At 58.6% G+C, this 18,690-nt stretch carries 15 protein-coding genes; 4 read left to right on the top strand and 11 right to left on the bottom strand.

Features of this window, described 5'->3' with window-relative positions; all coding sequences use genetic code 11:
• Positions 1-142: 142 nt before the first annotated feature.
• The 3 genes from rplL to AB5405_RS07770 form a co-directional block, all read right to left on the bottom strand.
• A complete protein-coding gene (gene rplL / locus AB5405_RS07760) occupies positions 143-520 on the bottom strand; it encodes a 50S ribosomal protein L7/L12 (RefSeq protein WP_006235005.1) in 378 nt (125 codons plus the stop codon).
• A 102-nt stretch (positions 521-622) separates the two neighbouring features.
• Positions 623-1,144: a 50S ribosomal protein L10 gene (gene rplJ / locus AB5405_RS07765; protein WP_368138085.1), complete on the bottom strand. Its 522-nt coding sequence runs from the start codon at positions 1,142-1,144 to the stop codon at positions 623-625.
• A gap of 506 nt (positions 1,145-1,650) precedes the next feature.
• Positions 1,651-2,787, bottom strand: a complete 1,137-nt coding sequence (locus AB5405_RS07770; RefSeq protein ID WP_368138086.1) for a pyridoxal phosphate-dependent aminotransferase — start codon at positions 2,785-2,787, stop codon at positions 1,651-1,653.
• Between the two features lie 93 nt (positions 2,788-2,880).
• Here AB5405_RS07770 and AB5405_RS07775 point away from each other — a divergent pair, with 93 nt between their 5' ends.
• Entirely contained in the window at positions 2,881-3,540 is a 660-nt protein-coding gene (locus tag AB5405_RS07775; RefSeq protein ID WP_368138087.1) for a hypothetical protein, read from the top strand.
• Between the two features lies 1 nt (position 3,541).
• Here the strand turns inward: AB5405_RS07775 and AB5405_RS07780 are convergent, their stop codons facing one another.
• The 5 genes from AB5405_RS07780 to AB5405_RS07800 form a co-directional block, all read right to left on the bottom strand.
• Entirely contained in the window at positions 3,542-4,105 is a 564-nt protein-coding gene (locus tag AB5405_RS07780; protein WP_368138088.1) for a DNA-deoxyinosine glycosylase, read from the bottom strand.
• A 3-nt stretch (positions 4,106-4,108) separates the two neighbouring features.
• Positions 4,109-5,485, bottom strand: a complete 1,377-nt coding sequence (locus AB5405_RS07785; RefSeq protein ID WP_368138089.1) for an alpha-amylase family glycosyl hydrolase — start codon at positions 5,483-5,485, stop codon at positions 4,109-4,111.
• A gap of 153 nt (positions 5,486-5,638) precedes the next feature.
• The gene (locus AB5405_RS07790; RefSeq protein ID WP_368138090.1) at positions 5,639-6,835 is read right to left on the bottom strand and encodes an MFS transporter; all 1,197 of its coding nucleotides are present in this window, start codon (positions 6,833-6,835) and stop codon (positions 5,639-5,641) included.
• A gap of 176 nt (positions 6,836-7,011) precedes the next feature.
• Positions 7,012-7,833, bottom strand: coding sequence for a hypothetical protein (locus AB5405_RS07795; protein ID WP_368138091.1), 822 nt, complete (start codon positions 7,831-7,833; stop codon positions 7,012-7,014).
• A gap of 96 nt (positions 7,834-7,929) precedes the next feature.
• The gene (locus tag AB5405_RS07800) at positions 7,930-9,303 is read right to left on the bottom strand and encodes a family 4 glycosyl hydrolase (protein ID WP_368138092.1); all 1,374 of its coding nucleotides are present in this window, start codon (positions 9,301-9,303) and stop codon (positions 7,930-7,932) included.
• Between the two features lie 174 nt (positions 9,304-9,477).
• Between AB5405_RS07800 and AB5405_RS07805 the strand changes: the two genes are divergently transcribed.
• Positions 9,478-10,230: a MurR/RpiR family transcriptional regulator gene (locus tag AB5405_RS07805; RefSeq protein WP_158550125.1), complete on the top strand. Its 753-nt coding sequence runs from the start codon at positions 9,478-9,480 to the stop codon at positions 10,228-10,230.
• Between the two features lie 62 nt (positions 10,231-10,292).
• Here AB5405_RS07805 and AB5405_RS07810 read toward each other — a convergent pair whose 3' ends face one another.
• From AB5405_RS07810 to AB5405_RS07820, 3 genes are all read right to left on the bottom strand, one after another.
• Positions 10,293-11,957, bottom strand: coding sequence for a PTS transporter subunit EIIC (locus AB5405_RS07810; protein ID WP_368138093.1), 1,665 nt, complete (start codon positions 11,955-11,957; stop codon positions 10,293-10,295).
• Between the two features lie 314 nt (positions 11,958-12,271).
• Entirely contained in the window at positions 12,272-14,683 is a 2,412-nt protein-coding gene (gene feoB / locus AB5405_RS07815; RefSeq protein ID WP_368138094.1) for a ferrous iron transport protein B, read from the bottom strand.
• A 422-nt stretch (positions 14,684-15,105) separates the two neighbouring features.
• Positions 15,106-16,005, bottom strand: a complete 900-nt coding sequence (locus AB5405_RS07820; protein ID WP_138339604.1) for an alpha/beta hydrolase — start codon at positions 16,003-16,005, stop codon at positions 15,106-15,108.
• Between the two features lie 243 nt (positions 16,006-16,248).
• Here AB5405_RS07820 and AB5405_RS07825 point away from each other — a divergent pair, with 243 nt between their 5' ends.
• Both AB5405_RS07825 and asnS read left to right on the top strand, forming a co-directional pair.
• Positions 16,249-16,812: a PTS sugar transporter subunit IIA gene (locus tag AB5405_RS07825; RefSeq protein ID WP_022093882.1), complete on the top strand. Its 564-nt coding sequence runs from the start codon at positions 16,249-16,251 to the stop codon at positions 16,810-16,812.
• Positions 16,813-16,993: 181 nt separating this feature from the next.
• Positions 16,994-18,397 carry an asparagine--tRNA ligase gene (gene asnS, locus AB5405_RS07830; RefSeq protein WP_368138095.1) on the top strand — a complete coding sequence of 468 codons (1,404 nt, stop codon included), beginning with the start codon at positions 16,994-16,996 and terminating at the stop codon, positions 18,395-18,397.
• The last annotated feature ends 293 nt before the right edge of the window (positions 18,398-18,690 follow it).

Genomic DNA, 18,690 nt, shown 5'->3' on the forward strand with positions numbered 1-18,690 from the left:
TAAAGCCGTTTGTCTCCACCCGCGTAGCGGGTGGTTTAAAGCTGGCCGCTGCGCGGCCAGCAGACTAAAGTCTTGAAAAACAAAAAAGACGGGGCTCGCAATGCGAACCCCGTCTTTAAAGAAATCTGGCGAGAAAGCCTGATTACTTGAGGGTGACAGCAGCGCCAGCAGCCTCGAGCTTCTCCTTGGCAGCCTCGGCGTCCTCCTTCTTGGCACCCTCGAGAACAGCCTTGGGAGCGCCCTCGACGACCTCCTTGGCCTCCTTCAGGCCAAGGTTGGTGAGCTCACGGACGGCCTTGATGACCTGAATCTTGTTGTCGCCGAAGCCCTCGAGCACGACGTCAAACTCGGTCTTCTCCTCGGCCTCAGCAGCGCCAGCAGCGGGAGCGGCGACAACAGCGGCAGGAGCAGCGGCGGAAACGCCGAAGGTGTCCTCGATAGCCTTGACGAGCTCGGAAGCCTCGAGAAGGGTCATTTCCTTAAGAGCATCGATGATCTCATCGGTGGTAAGCTTAGCCATTTCTAAGTCCTTTCGGTTTCCGTGCGGATGCACGGAGATCAGTTAAAACACGGCGCGAATGCGCCAGGGGTGCGGCGTTGCCGCCGCGGGTGAAAACAGCAACTAGGCTGCCTTCTGCTCGGAGACCTGCTGGATCGAACGAGCGAGACCAGAGGAAACGCCGTTGACGCAGACAGCGATGTCGCGAGCGAAACCGGAGATGAGACCGGCGATCTGGCCGAGAAGCTGATCCTTGGTGGGCAGCTCGGCGATAGCCTTAACATCATCAGCGGAAACGGCCTTGCCGTCGGAGATACCGCCCTTGATCTCAAGGACACCCTTGGACTGAGCGGAGAAGTCCTTAAGGGTCTTAGCGGCCTCGACCGGCTCGGTCTCGTAGAACACATAAGCGACGGGGCCGGCGAGGATCTCGTCGAGCTCGGGCTGCTCCTGGTTCTTGAGAGCGATCTTGACCAGGTTGTTCTTGTAGACCTTCATCTCGGCGCCGCACTCGCGAAGCTGATGACGCAGCTCCTGAGCCTGCTTAACCGTCAGACCGTTGTAGTTGACGACGAACAGACCGGCGTTCTCGGCGATACGGGACTCGATCTCTGCAACCTTGTCGATTTTGTACTGCTGGGGCATGAATTACACCTCCTCGAATTCTTTCCGGGCACGGTCCGCCACAAGGACGTGACGGGGGCATGTCCAAAAAGAAAGCCCCCGCGCTGCATGAGCGACGGGGGCGAGAAGACATATCTACTCGACCACCTCGGCTGGCGGGAAGTCCCATTAAGCTCGCGGGCGATGCCCGTTTGCACCGGCTGTCTCTGGCAGCGGATTCGTGCGTGAACCGAAAGTATTATGGCGGGGACCCCGGCGTCGGTCAACGGAAAACCGGGCTGTACACAATTCCACCATCCGGCCGCGCCGCCAAAGGCCAGGCGCAACGTTTTCGCTCGGTCAAGTCCTGGGCTCGCACGAAGAGCACATTAAGTGCTCTTCGGCTCGTGCGGAATCTACGAAAACCTTGCGCCTGGCCTTTGGCGGCGCGGCCTGCGTCAACTATGGGGCAGCCCGGTTTTCCGTTGGCCAGCGCGCCCCACTCATAATGCTTGGGTCGGTGGGCTGATGCGTTGCGTCCCGTTGGGCTATAAGGTTGAAATGAAGGTGGACAGGCGATTTAGGCCTTCGTCCAGATCTTGGTCGGAGACGCAGTAGCTTAGGCGGATGTGGCCTTCGGTGCCGAAGCAGTCTCCCGGGACTAGGGCTACGTTTGCCTCTTTGATGACTTTGATGCAAAAGTCTTCGCTTGGTAGTCCGAATTGTTTGATGCTCGGGAAAGCGTAGAAGGCGCCGGCTGGTTCCACTACGTCGAGGCCCATGGCGCTTAAGGCTGCGAGCACGCGTTCGCGGCGGGCTCGGTAGACATTGAGCATGGGGGTTGGGTCGACGGTCAGGGCTCGGGCTGCGGCGTCCATCTCGAAGGAAACAGCGCTCGATACTAGGTATTGGTGCGCCTTTGCGATCTCGGCGATGACGGGGGCTGCGGCTGCGAGCCAACCCAGGCGCCAGCCGGTCATGGCCCAGGGCTTGGAGAAGCTCTCGATAACCACCGTCTGCTCGCGTAGCTCCGGGTGGCGCTGGGCAAAGCGCTCGTAGCCATCCACATAGACCAGACGGTTGTATACGTCGTCGCAGACCACGTAGATGCCCGCCTGCTCTGCCACGCGCGCCACGGCGTCGAGCGACGCCGCGTTGAGGATGCAGCCCGTGGGGTTGTTGGGCGAGCAGATGACGATGGCCTTGGTCGCCGGCGTCATGCAGGCACGGAGCGTCTCCTCATCAATCTGGAATTGCGCAGGCTCCGTATCCAAAAAGACCGCCTGGGCGTGGTTGGCCACGACGATGCTCTCGTACAGGCCAAAGGCCGGCGTGGGGATAATGACCTCGTCGCCGGGGTTGAGCATGGCCATAAACGTAGCCGACAGGGCCTCGGTCGCGCCGTCGGTCAGGATGACCTCGTCGGCCGAAAACGTAAGGCCCGCGTCCCCCATGTAGGCAGACAACGCCTCGCGCAGGGCGGGGCGACCGTTGTTGGGCGGATAATGCGTGTCACCGCGATTGAGCGAGGCAGTCACCTCAGCGCTAATCACATCGGGCGTGGGAAAATCGGGCTCGCCGAGCGCGAGCGCAATGCATCCCGGATGCTGCGCGGCGAGTGCGTTGATCCGGCGGATGCCGGAGGGCTTGAGCGTGGCAAGCGAGGTATTCATGGGCAGACGCATGGCGTTCCTTTCGTAAGGGTTGCACTAGGATAGCGCGGCGAGGCGTCACCAGACGGTGTAACCTAAACGGAAACCAACCGGAAAGGAGGTGGCATGGAGACGACCACACGCGGCGATGTACCAAAAACGTTGCAAACCATTGCGTATATCAGCATTCCCAATAGCGCCGATCTTGAGTTTTTGCTCTGGGACCTGCAAGATGCCATCGCGGCCTATGCCCGGCTTTCCGACACCGTACTCCCCCACCCGGTTGACTTGAAGGCGGATGATGCCGGTGCAGTCGATGGCATAGTGCTCGCTGTTGATGATGCATTTGACGATGAGGCTATGATCGCTGTCGAGCAGATACTCGATCGCCTTGGGAATACAGAAACACGCGTCTATGTCGTCGTCCAGGCCCTGTCCAACAACGCCAAGCAGACGGACGAAGTCCTCGACCGCCTGTACCGGGCATGTATTCTACGTGACCTGCCATGGTGCGACGGCGTTGTCATCTGTGCCGGCGGCGGCATTGCGGCGCTTCGTCATTCCCCACGCATGGGCCTCTTGCGCCGACCATTTTCGGAAGCGATGGATAAGCTTGTGGGCGCCGTGCGCATGGGCTGCTCCATTGAGCATGCGCAGCTGCTTGGCGGTGGCAATGCCGGTAGCGTCGATGCCGACGGCATGGTGCGCGTCAAGCCCGCGCTGCCCGCACCGATCTGGCATGCCATCATGAAATGCCTCGGCACCCATGCTCAATCAAGTATCTAAATTAGAGAGCTGCCCAGTCAACGGCCTCGCGCCAGCGCTCGACAAGGCGTTCCAGGCGCCATGCCGCATTGGCGGGACTTGTCGACGGCAGAACGATGGCCGGCAGCCCCGTGCGCTCTTGCAGGTAGTGCTTGTAGAGCCGCCCTGCCGTGCCGCCGTTACAGACAACGACCTCGATAGGAGCTGCACCGGTAATACGCTCGGCATGCGCCGGAACGACGTTTTTGATGCTCGCGTCACTCGAGCCCTTGATGTCACAGCTCTCGATCACATCCCACAGGGCCACGCCGCCGTTCAGCAGCATGGCCCGCTTGGCGGCAATCGAGGCATCGAGCGTCGCGGGCTCACCGCTTGCCAAAGAGTCTCCCTCGTTGGGCGGCACGGGCGCACCAAGGCACGCGGCCATCACGCGCCAAAAGCGGTTCTGCGGATTGCCATAGTAGAAGGCATTGGCACGCGAGAGCACCGAAGGAAACGACCCCAACACCAAAACGCGCGAGCGCTCGTCAAACACGGGTTCAAACCCATGCTCAATATGCTGATAGCCCTCGTCAGACGCGGCCACGAGCTAGGCCCTCAGCAGATAGCGCACCTCGTAGGGTGCAAGCTCAAGGGTACCCGTCAGCTCGACCGTGGGCGCATCGTCGGCAAGCAGGTCGACGAAGGAGCCGTTGAGCTCGCCGGCTCCAAAGGTATAGGGCTCGTTCACGGCGTTGACCGCCACGAGCACCGTCGCGTCATCGCAGGCGCGCTCGAACAGCAGCTGCTTGTTCTGGATCACCACGTTGCGGTAAGCGCCGTAGTTGAGGGCACGGGCTGCCGCGTCGTTTGCCGAGCGTAGGTGCGCAAGCTGCGTGACAAATGCCGTCAGCTCGTTAGGTGCCGGGGTGTCAAGCGCAGGACGTAGCGCCCAATCGCCATCGGGGCCGCCCTTTTCGCCAGTAATCCCCCACTCGCTGCCGTAGTAGACGCATGGAATGCCCGGCATACCAAAGAGCATGCCGTAGGCAGGGCGCAGGCAGGACTTGTCCGTCAGGATGCTCGACAGGCGCGGCACGTCGTGGTTGTCGACAAACGACAGCAGATGCTTGCCGCGATAAATGCACCACGGGTCACCGCCAAACTGGCGATACAGCGAGTGGGCAATCTCGAACATGTTGACCGAGTTAAAGCTGGAGTACAGGCCCTTGTAGCACTCGTAGTTGGTACAGGAGTCGAGTATCTCGTCGTTGACGATCTGGTTGTAGTCGCCGTGGAGCGTCTCACCAATCAGCACAAAGTCGGGCTTGAGCTCACGGGTAAAGGCGTGCAGGCGGCGCATGAAGTCGCGGTCGAGCATATAGGCGACGTCCAAGCGCAGGCCGTCGACACCAAAGACCTCTGCCCAACGGCGCACAGACTCAAGCAGGTAATCGACCACGGCGGGGTTTTGCAGGTTGAGCTTCACAAGCTCAAAATGGCCCTCCCAGCCCTCGTACCAAAAGCCGTCGCCGTAGCACGAGTCGCCGTCGAAGCTGATGTGGAACCAGTCCTTGTAGGGCGAATCCCACTTGCGCTCCTGCACATCGCGGAAGGCCCAAAAGCCGCGACCGACGTGGTTGAAGACAGCATCGAGCACCACGCGGATGCCATGGGCGTGCAGTGTCTCGCATACGGCAGCAAAATCGGCGTCCCCACCCAGGCGGCGGTCGATATGGCGCAGGCTGCGCGTATCGTAGCCGTGGCTATCAGACTCGAGCGGCGGATTGATCAGCACAGCGCCAATACCGAGTTTTTGCAGGTAGTCGGCCCATTGGGCGATCTTCATGATAGGAGCATCGGGGCTAGCTGTGGCATCGGCGGCCTGGGCGAGCTCTTCTTCGGCAACGGGCGCGGCGTTTTCGCGCGGAGCTCCGCAAAAGCCCAGCGGATAGATCTGATAGAACGTCGTCTCGTATGCCCACATAGCAACCTCCCGGTAAGCTCAACACAACGACATCCATTGTATGCCCGCCGCGCATCCCCTCCCCCAAAATAAGTTGCGGTGGAATAGTTCCCGCTTGGGCCTTCAGAGGCCTTAAACAGGAACTATTCCACCGCAACTGATGAGGGAACGTGATTAGGCAACGGGCTTTGCGCGACGGATGGCCGGGAACATTACCGTGATGGCGAGGATGACACCCACGGCGGCGATTGCGCCACCCGCGCAGCCGATCCAGGCGATACCGGGGCCCGAAACCACGGCTCCGCCGATCGCGGTACCCGTGCCAATGCCCAGATTGAACAGGCCCGAGAAGATCGACATGGCGACGGCCGACGAATCTGCCGGCGTGTGCTTGATGAGCTCGGCTTGGAACGCCACGTTAAAGGCCGTGGCGCAGCAGCCCCATAGTGCACAGACGGCAAGCACCAACACGAGCGCCGAGGCTGCGGGGGCCATAAGCAGCAGAGCCACCGGCACGCCGGAGAGCGTGATAGCCAAGAACGGGAAGCGGTGCCCGTCGAACAGACGGCCAAACAGCCAGCTGCCCACCAGACCAGAGCAGCCAAACGCCGTCAGCGTCATGGTGATGGCGCCCGCATCGACGTGCGCGACCTGCGCCAGGAAGGGCTCGATATAGCTGTAGCTTGCGTAATAGCCGGTCGCCATGAAGACCGTGACTGCGTAGAGCGCGATGAGGAGCGGGTTCTTGAGCAGCTCGGGCAGCTGTTTGACGGTAAAGCGCTCACCCGCCGGCATGGCCGGGAACACCGCTGCCTGGTAGACGACCGCAATGGCTGAGAGGCCCCCGACCACGGCAAACGTCATGCGCCAGCCCACGGCCAAGCCAATGGCGCGACCGAGAGGCAGGCCAAAGATCTGCGCGATGGACGAGCCCGTAGCGATCATGCTGATGGCGAGCGCGCCGTGGCGAGTGTCGACCAGGCGCGAGGCCATAATCGAGGCGACTGACCAGAACACGGCATGTGCGCAAGCGACCACCAGGCGCGCGCAGACCAGGATGGGATAGGTCGGCGCCACAGCGGACAGGAACTGGCCCAGCGAGAACACGGCCAGCACGCCCAGCAGCATCCGCTTGAACTCAAAGCGCGAGGCGAACACCATGAGCGGCAGCGACAGCAGCATGACGCCCCAGGCATAGACCGAGATCATGATGCCCGCCTGGGCCTCGGTGAGCGAGAACGACGCGGCGATATCAGTCAAAAGGCCGATGGGCATAAACTCCGACGTGTTGAACACGAACGCACAGCAGGTGAGCCCGATAAGCGGAAGCCACTGCCTGAGTGCGATACCACCTTGCTTTGTTTGAGCCATATAGGAAAACCTCTCCGATTATCTTGAGCGGTGGGCGATTATAGCAATGAGAAGTCTATAAAATGAGCAACAAAAAGAATTCTTGGAAAACGATCGTTAACAGAAGGCGCGCCAATTCTGCTTAGAAAGCAAGGTACGCAGGAACTCAATGTCGAAAACGCGGCTTCATCTTCGGGCTATCGCGCCTGCTCGGATACGCACAAGGACACCCCCATGAGCACGTCAATTTCGAGCCAACTCGCAACCGCACAATGAACTAGCAAAAGCAGCATATAAGCAAACGCCCCATAATAAAGTCCCTCATGTACAAGCGCCGTCACTGAAAGTGCCGACGGCAGCGCCGCACTCGAAACTACCCATCCAATAAGAACCTGGATAGCGCAACTTGCAACCAGGTTCCATGCCACCAGCATCGTTGCGGGACGAGCGATTTCCCTGCAGGAGGAACGAAGCACCGTGACCGAACGCATGATGTAGCGTGGTGCAAACCGAATGCCTCGTAGCCCCCTCTGCTCCACGCCCGCATCTTCAATTAACACGAATACGAACGACGCGGAAAGAAGCGTCACGATTACTGCCACCACAAGCGAGCACAACACCCCGAGCTGGCTGCTCGCAAGCGAGGCAAAGACTACAATTGCCGATAAAATCAAGTGAACCAAATAAATTAGCAGCGCCCCAGAAATCTGGAGGGGAACCGTCGAGGCCAAAAGATAAACCGGAGGGGTTCGAGCAGGTTGCACCGTCTCTTTGGACCGGTCGACGGCAAATAATGAAAAAGCCACGTTCGATAGAAGCAGGTTTAAAAAGGCCGCGATCACAGTGCAAATAAGCGTAATGGACGGATTGATATAGGCGAGCTCAGTTGCAACGTTTGATACACCAATTTGAAGCGCGCTCATAACAAACAAGGGGATATATAACGCCATCGTGCAGCCACTCCGGCATCCCTTCGCCCGATCGCCCGATTCCAGAAAGACATTGAAGTTCTCTCGCAAGTTCACTCTATACCCGTTTTCTTACTAGGCAGGGCGAACGGGCGCCAATATAAACGCCGGTCCGCCCATCCATAATTTCTAGTTTTAACGTCCAGACTAGTCTGTCCAGCCGTCGATGTAGTCGCGGTTAAGCTCAAAGTACTGCGCGGCGATATCTTTCGCCAAGGAGTACGAATTAACGAGCGGGTGCATCGCGAGGCTCTCGACAATATCGCGCTTCGATCGGTTAACGATACCACGCGCCACGGTGCGCTCGTAGTACTTGACGCGACGAATCAATTCGAGGTTTCCCGCGGGCACAGAATCGGCTTCGACGCGATGCGGTACGCAGCCATCGGTGGAGATATCGCACGTTGACTCAATGACATCTGTATCGAGAAGGCCGGGGATGGCGCCATTGTTGGGGGTGCACAGGATCATCTGCTGCGTCTTGCCAGAGCGAGCAATATCCATGAAACGGAGCGCGACACCTGCGTATCCGCCAGCATCTTTGCCGTACACGTCAAACGTCCACGGCTTGTCGCGGTGAATACCTGTCTCGGCAGCCATGTAGTTGTTTTCGCGCATTCCGTACCACTTCTCAAAGCACGCGAGGCCCTTTTCGAAGTCGTTCTCAATATCGATAGATGCAAGCTCGCTCGTCATTTCTCGATTAATTTCTTCGATTAGTTCGCCGCGCGTCTGGGGCGAAGAGAGAACGTTGGCAACGGCGCGCTCGCGATAGTAGAAATAGTATAGGTACTCATTTGGCACGCATCCGCGATTTAGGACGAGGTCCTTCTCGAAGAACCTAAGATCTGTATGAGCATATGCCCCGTCGTCGTGGATCAAGTCGGGCATGATGTCCTCGCCATCAACCGTCACATTGCGGAAGAACGAGAGGTGGTTGAGTCCATAGCACTCGCCCTGAACCGATGCGGGATCAACGCCTTTATACTCGGCAAACTGATGCAACATGCCCGAGGGGGCATCGCAAATGCCATAAGTAAAATCATAGCCCATATCGCGTAGGGCCTGAGATACGACGCCAGCGGGATTAGTAAAGTTAAACACCTTGACGTCCGGCTTTGCGTACTTCTTGATTAACTCGCAATACGAAGCAAGCGCAGGGACGGAGCGCATGGCAAAAGACACGCCGGCTGCGCCAGTCGTCTCTTGGCCAAGAACCCCATGCGAAAGAGCAATGCGCTCATCGCGAACGCGCATATGATCCCCACCGACGCGAATCGTCGTGATCACGTAATCGGCGTCCTTAACGGCCTCGACCGCATCGCCCGTCAGTGAAAAATTAAGCGTGGGGCAAAGCATGCCCGAGACATGGGCGGCAAGGCCACCGTAGATGCGCAGCTTCTCGGGATCATTGTCCATAAACACAAGTTCGTCGATTCCAAGCGATGACGCCTGCTGGGCTATGCTCTTTGCCAAAAACATGGAGCGGACGCCACCGCCGCCTATGACCGTAAGTTTCATATCGAAACCCCCAAATAGCACATTCAATATTGCATGGTTCGCCTGTGTTTGGATATTGTATCCAGCATGAAGGGCCGCTTCCCGCCCCGGCTGCAAGGCGGGAAAGGAATTCCCCAAGGAGTTATTATTTACGCAACGGAAGCGGCCACACACGTCCGGCGGGAAGGGGCACCGATGGTTGATAAAAAGCAGATTTCCAAGCTCTACTCAGCCGCAAAGCTATCCGAAACCGAGCAAAGCGTACTCGAATACCTGCTCAACAATATCGACACCCTCGATGATATTGGCATAAAACCCGTCGCCATGGCATGCTTTACCAGCATGACGACAGTCATCAGGCTTTCGAAAAAGCTCGGCTACCGTGGCTACCGCGAAATGATGTACGATCTCAAGCACCTTCAGCATGTCTCCCGCGAAATGAATCAATCACTCAAAGACAGTAGCGTCCACTTCGTATGCCACACCGGAGATGTAGACGTATTCATCGCCGCACTGCATCGCAACAGAATGATCGGAGTAAACGGAGAGGGCTTCTCACGCATCGTTGCGCAGTACATGGCGACCAAGCTCGTTGGACTTGGCTTTTTGGCCGTCATACAGGACTTCCTAGAAACCGATCAGTTTGTCGAATCCAACCGAAATACGCTCAGCTGCATGATGCTCATATCCAAATCGGGCCAGACAGAAGCCATCCTGGAAACCGCAAGGGCATGCCACGACGCGGGCATTACGACCCTCGCGTTTACCGGCAACGAAGACAGCGAGCTCGCCAAGACGGCAGACGCGATCTTTACGATACATGACGATCACCCAATGGATCTTAAGAACGTTAAGCCTAACTGCTTTACCGGAAGTTGTATTCTCGCATTCGAAGAACTATTGAGTATCTGCCTTGACAATCTAAAACAAGAAGGCTTGGCCCCCTAAATCATGCGATAGGAAGCCAAGCCCTGGAATTGCGCTATGCAATTGAAAGCCACTTGCGCGTTTTACTCGTCACCGAGAACTTCGTGCACCTCAGAAGCGACTTCGCCGACACGAGGACCGTAAATGACCTGGATTGCCTTGTCGCTCAGGCGGATAACGCCCATAGCTTCAAGATTCTTGGTGAACACCTCGTCGTCTGCAACCTTGGAACCATCCTTGACAATCACGCGAAGACGTGAGATGCAGTTGTCAAGATCATCAATGTTGTCGGCTCCACCAAGCGCTTCGACAATGCCAACAGCAAGCGCGCTGTCCTTGGTCGCACGGCCCTGGACTGCCTTCTCGGGAGTGCTATCAGACTCGCCCTTTGCCTCAGCGGCCTTTGCCTCGAACTCGGCTCTGCTGTTGATCAACTCAATATCGTCACCATCATCTCGACCGGGCGTCTTGATATCGAACTTAGTAATAAAGAACCGGAAGAGGAAGAAAGCTGCCAGGAAAAAGGCGGGGAGCAGAATAAGGTACGGAAGCAGATTAAGCTTCTCGGGGCGGAATAAGAATGGGATCAGGTCCTTGATATTTCCCTGGTACACCGAAACGCCCATTGCCTCCGAGAGAACTTCACCCAGTCCGGAAAGCGGAGCGTAAACGCCAAAGTAGAGCCAGGGGGCGGCAAACAGGAACGTAAAGAGAATAGGCTCCGTAACACCAAAGAAAACAGTCGAAATCACTGTGGGGATTAAAAGACCAGCAACCTTCTTGCGGTTCTGGGGCTTGGCACAAGACCACATAGCAAGGGCGATGCCCGGGAACAACGCATAATCGTTAATGCCATAACCAGCCATGAAGGCCCTAACCAAGAGCTTGTCGCTGCTGGGAGAAGCGAGCTGTGCAAGCTGAATGGCGCTATTGCCCACCACGCGCGTTCCATCGACGACCATGGAGCCGCCAAGCTCAGTCCAATACATGGGCGTCTCGAGCAGCGGATGCAAGCCAAACGGCACAAGGCTCTCGAGCACCCAGCGATAGACAAACGTACCGACCAGACCGGAGCCTTTCACGAACGTCGCAATACCCGAGAAGCATCCACCGATGACGGGCCAGACGAAGTACATGATGCCGCCCAGGATGCCACCGGCGACCAGCGATACAATAGGGACCGTTCGACTGCCCGCAAAAAACGCCAGCGCCGTTGGAAGCTTGGTCTTGTAAAAACGGCCGGTGATCCAAGCGACCAGGCAGCCCACGATAATGCCGCCAAAGACACCAGAGCTGTAGCCAAAAAAGCCGAGCGAGGTAGTGTAGAGTGCGGACTGCTCACTCGCCTGAATGGACGTAAGGCCGACCTTCTGAAGAGCTTCCACCGTTGTATTGTCGGCAGCCAAGCCAGCTGCTCCAAGCAGAATCTCAACCGTCTTGAGCATGGTGAGATAGCAGACAAGGGCAGAAAAGGCAGCCCAGCCCTTCTCTTTGCGAGACAAGGAGAAGGCGCAGCCGACGGCAAACAAAACACCGAGGTTTCCAATGATTACCTCGCCGAGACCCTTAAATACCGAGAAGAACGTAAAGAGCGGCGAAGCGGCATACCAGTCCCAATTAACGCCAAGGGACACAAGGGTCAGTTCGGTCGTAAAAACGCTACCGATACCCAAAAAGAGACCGGAAATGGCAATGAGCGTAATCGGAACGAGCATTGCCTTTCCGAACGATTGGAATTTTTCTTTCATCAATTCCCTCCTCAATGAGCCTCTACAAACGACTATTGCATCCCACGTCCCCACACAGGCGAAACGGAAGACATGTTCGGCAATAGAAACAAAGTGATTGTAGAAAGGGGCGCACAAAATGTGCATCGGCACCGCGTAATACGGTTAAATCGACCGACGATTGCAAGTATTTACGAATCCGTAAACGGCAGCAAATAGGCAGCGAACGGCAATCTGCAGCGTAGGACAGTCCCCGCAGGCCGACGATTGCCGGTATTTTGGCTCATATTTATTGAATTGTTGCTCGCCCAAAAGCGCGGAGCATCAACGCGCCCCTAAGCCAATCCCAGCAATATGCCCGCCGAATGCACGACAAACGCCACGATCCAGGCGACCGTCACTTGAAATGCGAATACGGCCACGGCATAGCGCGCGCCAAGCTCACTCTTGACGGCGCCGATTGCCGCCACGCAAGGCGGGTACAGCAGCGTAAAGACCAGGAACACGTAAGCGGTAAACGGCGAAAACATGGTCGACAGTGCCGCAGGCGACGTTGCACCCAAAAGCACGGTGAGGGTCGAGATAACGCTCTCCTTGGCGATAAGTCCGGTGACGAGCGCCGTGGATGCACGCCAGTCGCCAAAGCCAAGCGGCGCCAGCGCCGGCGCGATAATGCTACCCAGACCGGCAAGTAGACTCTGCGACTGATCGGCGACCACATTAAAGCGAATGTCGAACGTCTGAAGGAACCAGATGACCACGGTAGCGGCAAAGATAATGGTAAAGGCCTTGGTAATAAAGTCTTTGGCCTTATCCCAAGCCAGCATCACCGTCGTCTTGACGCTCGGCAGGCGGTAATTGGGAAGCTCCATGATAAACGGCACCGGGTCGCCCTTAAATGCCGTGCGGTTAAGCACCAAAGCCGCAATGCAACCAACCGCAATGCCAATCAGATAGAGCGAGACCATGGCGGGAACTGTCGCCTGCGGGAAGAACGCCCCGCACAGCAGTCCGTAGACCGGCAGCTTGGCCGAGCAGCTCATAAACGGCGTGAGCATGACCGTCATCTTGCGGTCGTGCTCGGATGGGAGCGTACGGGTCGACATGATAGCCGGCACGGTGCAGCCAAAACCGACGAGCATGGGCACGAAGCTGCGGCCCGACAGGCCAAAGCGACGCAGCACCTTATCCATGACAAAGGCCACGCGCGCCATGTAGCCGGAGTCTTCCAGAATGGAGAGGAACAAGAAGAGCACGACGATAATCGGCAGGAAGGTCAGCACGCTGCCCACACCCGTAAGCACGCCGTCGACAGCCAGCGAGCGCACCACGTCGTTGGTGCCGAATGCCTTGAGACCCGCATCGGCCGAGGCGATGATGGCAGCGATACCGTCCTCCATGAGTCCCTGCAACGCCGCGCCAATCACGCCAAACGTCAGCCAAAAGACGAGGCCCATGATCACCAGAAACGCCGGAATGGCTGTGTAACGACCTGTCAGGATGCGGTCAATCTTGACGGAGCGCACGTGCTCGCGGCTCTCGTGCGGCTTGACGACGCAACGCCCGCACACGTCGCCGATAAAGCTAAAACGCATATCGGCCAGCGCAGATAGGCGGTCGGTGCCGGCCTCGCCCTCCATCTGGGTAATGATGTGCTCGATAGCGTCGAGCTCATTGCGATCCAGGTGAAGCGCCTCGGTTACCAGCTCATCGCCCTCGACCAGCTTGGTCGCCGCAAAGCGCACCGGAATGTGCGCCGTCACGGCATGGTCCTCGATCAGGTTAGCAATACCGTGGATGCAGCGATGCAGCGCACCGCCGTCCGGGCCGTCGGGCGCACAAAAGTCCAGGCGACCAGGGCGCTCGCGGAACCGTGCCACGTGCAGGGCGTGGTCCACCAACTCGCCGATGCCCTCGTTGCGGGCAGCGCTAATGGGGACAACGGGCACGCCCAACAGGCTCTCGAGCAGGTTGACGTCCACGGCGCCGCCGTTGGCGGTCACCTCGTCCATCATGTTGAGCGCGATGACCATAGGACGGTCAAGCTCCATGAGCTGCAGTGTCAGGTACAGGTTACGCTCGATGTTGGTGGCGTCAATGATGTCGATGATGGCGTCCGGGCGCTCGTCAAGGATGAACTGACGGCTCACGACCTCTTCGCCTGTGTACGGCGACAGGGAGTAAATGCCAGGCAGGTCGGTAACGCTCGCCTCGGGATGGTTACGGATGGTGCCATCTTTGCGGTCGACCGTCACGCCGGGAAAGTTACCGACGTGCTGGTTGGAGCCCGTCAGCTGGTTGAATAACGTGGTCTTGCCGCAGTTTTGGTTGCCGGCGAGGGCAAAGTGCAGCGGCGCGCCCTCGGGCACGGCCGTCTTTGCCGCACGGGGCGAATACGTCCCCTCGCCCAGGGCCGGATGCTCCGTCGTGCCGATTGCGGCGTTAGCGCGCGGACCCGTATCGGTGTCGTGAATACCCACGAGCTCGATGCGAGCGGCATCGTCCTTGCGCAGCGTCAACTCGTAGCCACGTAGGCGGATCTCGAGCGGGTCACCCATGGGGGCGTACTTCATCATGGTGACTTCGGTGCCCGGCGTTAGACCCATGTCCAAAATATGCTGTCGGAGTGCCTGATCGTCCGATGCCACCGATGCGACAACGGCGTCCTTTCCAATCTCGAGTGTATCGAGCTTCACGTCCGTGCTCCTCCCCCGGCGCCCGCAGGGCGTTGTATTTATGTTCACCATGGCTAACCGTTTGCCATGGCTAACCAATTTTAACCATGCATGATAGCGCGAACATGCAACGATGTTCAATCAGCAAATTGGCGCAATGGGGACAGGCAGGAGAGTTCAGGGCCATAGTTTCCCGATGAGGCCTCTCGGGGAAACTACATCCCAGAATTCCGGCTCGAAACGGGATATGGTTTCCCAAACAGGCCTCTTACGGAAAATGCATCCCGGAATCCCCGCTCGAAACGGGACGCGCTTTCCCAGTCGAGGCCCTATGGGAAACTGCGTCCCACCTTGAAAGGCAAAACTGGGGCGCAGTTTCCGGGCGGGGCATCAAAAACGAAGTTGCGGTGGAATAGTTCCTGGATGGGCTGGTTGATGCCCCAGATCGGAACTATTTCACCGCAAGTTATTGAAGGGCTGGGATGCCCGTCCTCTTACAGATGGCGCTCCAGGAAGCGGAAGGCTAGGCGGATCCAGGGACGGACCGCCACCTGCTTGTCCTCGTTGTCGACCGCGGTGTTGGCGTTGCCGAGCGAAAGGCCGTGACCACCCTGGTCGAAGACGTGCATCTCGCATGCAACGCCCTCCTCGGCCATGCGCTGCGCAAACGGGTAGACCTGCGCGATCGGCGCCGTCTTGTCGTCGGACACGCCCCACACAAAGGTCGGCGGCATCTGACGCGAAACATGCGTGGTGGGGCAGATATCGGCCAAATGCTCGTCAGTTGCCTCGCCACCCGTCACCATCGACAGGTAGTCGTTGAGCAAATCGCGCCCCGTCTTGCCGCCCGTCTTGGGCACGCGCAAGTCAATGCGCGGATCGCGCGTCTGCATGTCGCGCACATAGGCAAAGTCGAGCAGCGGATAGCCCAGCACCACGGCATCGGGACGAATGTCGTCCGGACGTGCCCCGGCAAGTGCCGCGAAGGGGCCGGTCTTCCACTGCGTTGCCAGCGAGGCACAGATCATGCCGCCCGCCGAGAATCCCACGACGCACACGCGCTTAGGATCGACATGCCACTCGTCGGCGTTGGCGCGCACCGTGGCGACCATCTTGGCAAGATCTGCCTGGGGGTGCGGAAAGCTCACGTCACCCGTAGAGCTCGTGACATAGTTGAGCACAAAGGCCTGGTAACCGTGATCCAAAAATGCAAACGCCACCGGGTCCTGCTCGTGCGGAGCGATATGTGTAAACCCGCCTCCGCCACAGATAATCACCGCGGGGCGGCGGCCATTCGGTTTATCGGGCAACGGCTCGGCACCCAAATACGTAAACGTCGCCGGATAATCCTCGGTCGGCTCCTCGCCCCACAGCGCATGGTTCTCGACAATCATATGTGCTCCCTTCGCGCAAATTATGCGCCCTTGTTTTTCGCCTTCAAGCGTACCCCACTTGAACCCGTAGCGCAGAAACACTCCGGCAATAAGTTTCCCTTCAACTGATATATCACATAATCCCAGTTCAGAGGTATCGTTGAGCAGCGTAGAATAGGGGCGTTGACCAAGCCGCGAAACACATGTGAAACGTTTCCGGCAAACCAAACGCGCGATATGCGCCTATTTAAGTTGGAGGCAACTATGGGTCTGCTCGATTCGCTTAAGTCCACCTTCACCTCGACCGGCGAGGCGTCCGTTCCGCCCGCAGCAAGCTTCGCCACCCGCGAAGGCGTCATCTATGCCCCCGTCAACGGCGTGCTCGTCAACCTGGACGAGGTTCCCGACGAGACGATCGCCTCGGGCATGCTTGGCCAGGGCTATGGCATCGAGCCCATTACCGGCACCATCTATGCGCCCGCCAACGGCCGCATCGGCGCCACCACTGTCACCAACCACTCCATTGGCATGATCACCGAGGACGGTCTTCGCGTGTTCATCCATGTTGGCCTGGGCACCGTGGAAATGAACGGCAAGGGTTTTGCCCGCTTTGTCGAGATGGGCGATGTGGTCAAGGCAGGCCAGCCGCTCATCAGCTTCGACCGCGAGGCCATTAAGGCCGCTGGTCACGAGGACATCGTGACCGTCATCGTCTCCGAGCTCGATCGTCTTAAGAGCATCGACCATGTCGGCGAATCTGGAACGCTTATCGGCGGCAACCCGCTCGTCAAGCTGGGCGACCCGCTGCTGGTAGCCAAGACCAAGTAGCCAGGCCCCGCGCCATACAGCCAAAAGGCACCTCGTCAAGCGCCCGCGACCATTTGGCCGCGGGCGCTTTTCGTTTGAAAAACCATCCCGCCAATGCCTTATCTGTATAGCCCAAATGAGCCGAGCTGCTAGAATATCGAACTGTATGGATAACTATCATTCAACCGTTATGGGAGGATACGTGAACCGCACCAAAATCGCGCAGCTCTATGCCGATGCCGAGTCGCTCGGTGGCCAGACCGTCACCGTTGCCGGCTGGGTCAAGTCCGTCCGCGACATGAAGAACTTTGGCTTCGTTACACTCAACGACGGCAGCTGCTTCCGCGACCTGCAGGTCGTCATGAACCGCGAGGCGCTCGACAACTACGACGAGATCGCCCACCAAAACGTCTCGGCCGCCCTCATCTGCACCGGCACCGTCAAGCTGACCCCCGATGCGCCCCAGCCCTTCGAACTTTCTGCCACCTCCATCGAGGTCGAGGGCGTCAGCGCCCCGGATTACCCGCTGCAGAAGAAGCGCGCAACCGTCGAGTTCCTGCGCACCCAGCAGCACCTGCGTCCGCGCACCAACCTGTTCCGCGCCGTGTTCCGCATCCGCTCTGTCGCAGCTGCCGCTATCCACCGCTTCTTCCAGGAGCAGGGCTTTGTCTACGTCAACACCCCCATCATCACCACGAGTGACTGCGAGGGTGCTGGCGAGATGTTCCGCGTGACCACGCTCGACCCCAAAAACCCACCCCTCACCGAGTCCGGCGAGGTCGACTGGAGCCAGGACTTCTTTGGCAAGCATGCGAGCCTCACCGTGTCCGGCCAGCTCAATGCCGAGAACTTTGCCATGGCCTTTGGCGACGTGTACACCTTTGGCCCCACCTTCCGCGCCGAAAACTCCAACACCACGCGCCATGCCGCCGAGTTTTGGATGATTGAGCCCGAGATGGCCTTCGCCGACCTCAACGACTACATGGACAACGCCGAGGCCATGCTCAAGTACGTTCTTAAGGACGTTATGGCCACCTGCCCCGACGAGCTCAATATGCTCAACAAGTTTGTGGACAAGGGTCTGATCGAGCGTCTGAACCACGTGGCAAACTCCGACTTTGCCCGCGTCACCTATACCGAGGCCGTCGAGATCCTGGAGCAGGCGGTGGCTGCCGGCCACAAGTTCGACTATCCCGTGAGCTGGGGCATCGACCTGCAAACCGAGCACGAGCGTTTCCTGACCGAGGAGCACTTTAAGCGCCCGACCTTCGTAACCGACTACCCGGCCGAGATCAAGGCGTTCTACATGCGCATGAACGAGGACGGCAAGACCGTCGCCGCCGCCGACTGCCTGGTTCCCGGTATCGGCGAGATTATCGGCGGCTCCCAGCGCGAGGAGCGCCTGGATCTGCTCGAGGCCCGCATCAAGGACCTGGGCATGAATCCCGAGCAGTACAAGTACTACCTTGACCTGCGCCGCTACGGTTCCTGCAAGCACGCCGGCTACGGTCTGGGCTTCGAGCGCTTGGTCATGTATCTGACCGGCGTTGGCAACATCCGCGACGTCTTGCCGCATCCTCGCACCGTGGGTAACGCCGACTTCTAATCTCCACAGCGCACTCAGCACATTACAGCACATCGCGCCAGCGCCTCTCGGCAAGCCGAGGGGCGCTTTTTTCAACAGTGTCCGTCAAGCTTTTGGCAAGGTTTTGGTCAGTTAGGCAGGGTTGTTGAAAACTCGACCCGCCGTTTGCCGGCAACCATCGACCGTCCAAGGCGTCACGCGTCCTTGGCCAGGCTCCGCGCCCTAGGCTCTGATCTGCCATCACCAAAAAAGGAAAGGACGTGGGCGCTATGACCGAAGCCGTTGTTGAAAACTACGAGACCACGACCAGGGGC

The sequence above is a fragment of the Collinsella aerofaciens genome, assembly GCF_040920445.1.
Lineage (GTDB): Bacteria > Actinomycetota > Coriobacteriia > Coriobacteriales > Coriobacteriaceae > Collinsella > Collinsella aerofaciens_BH.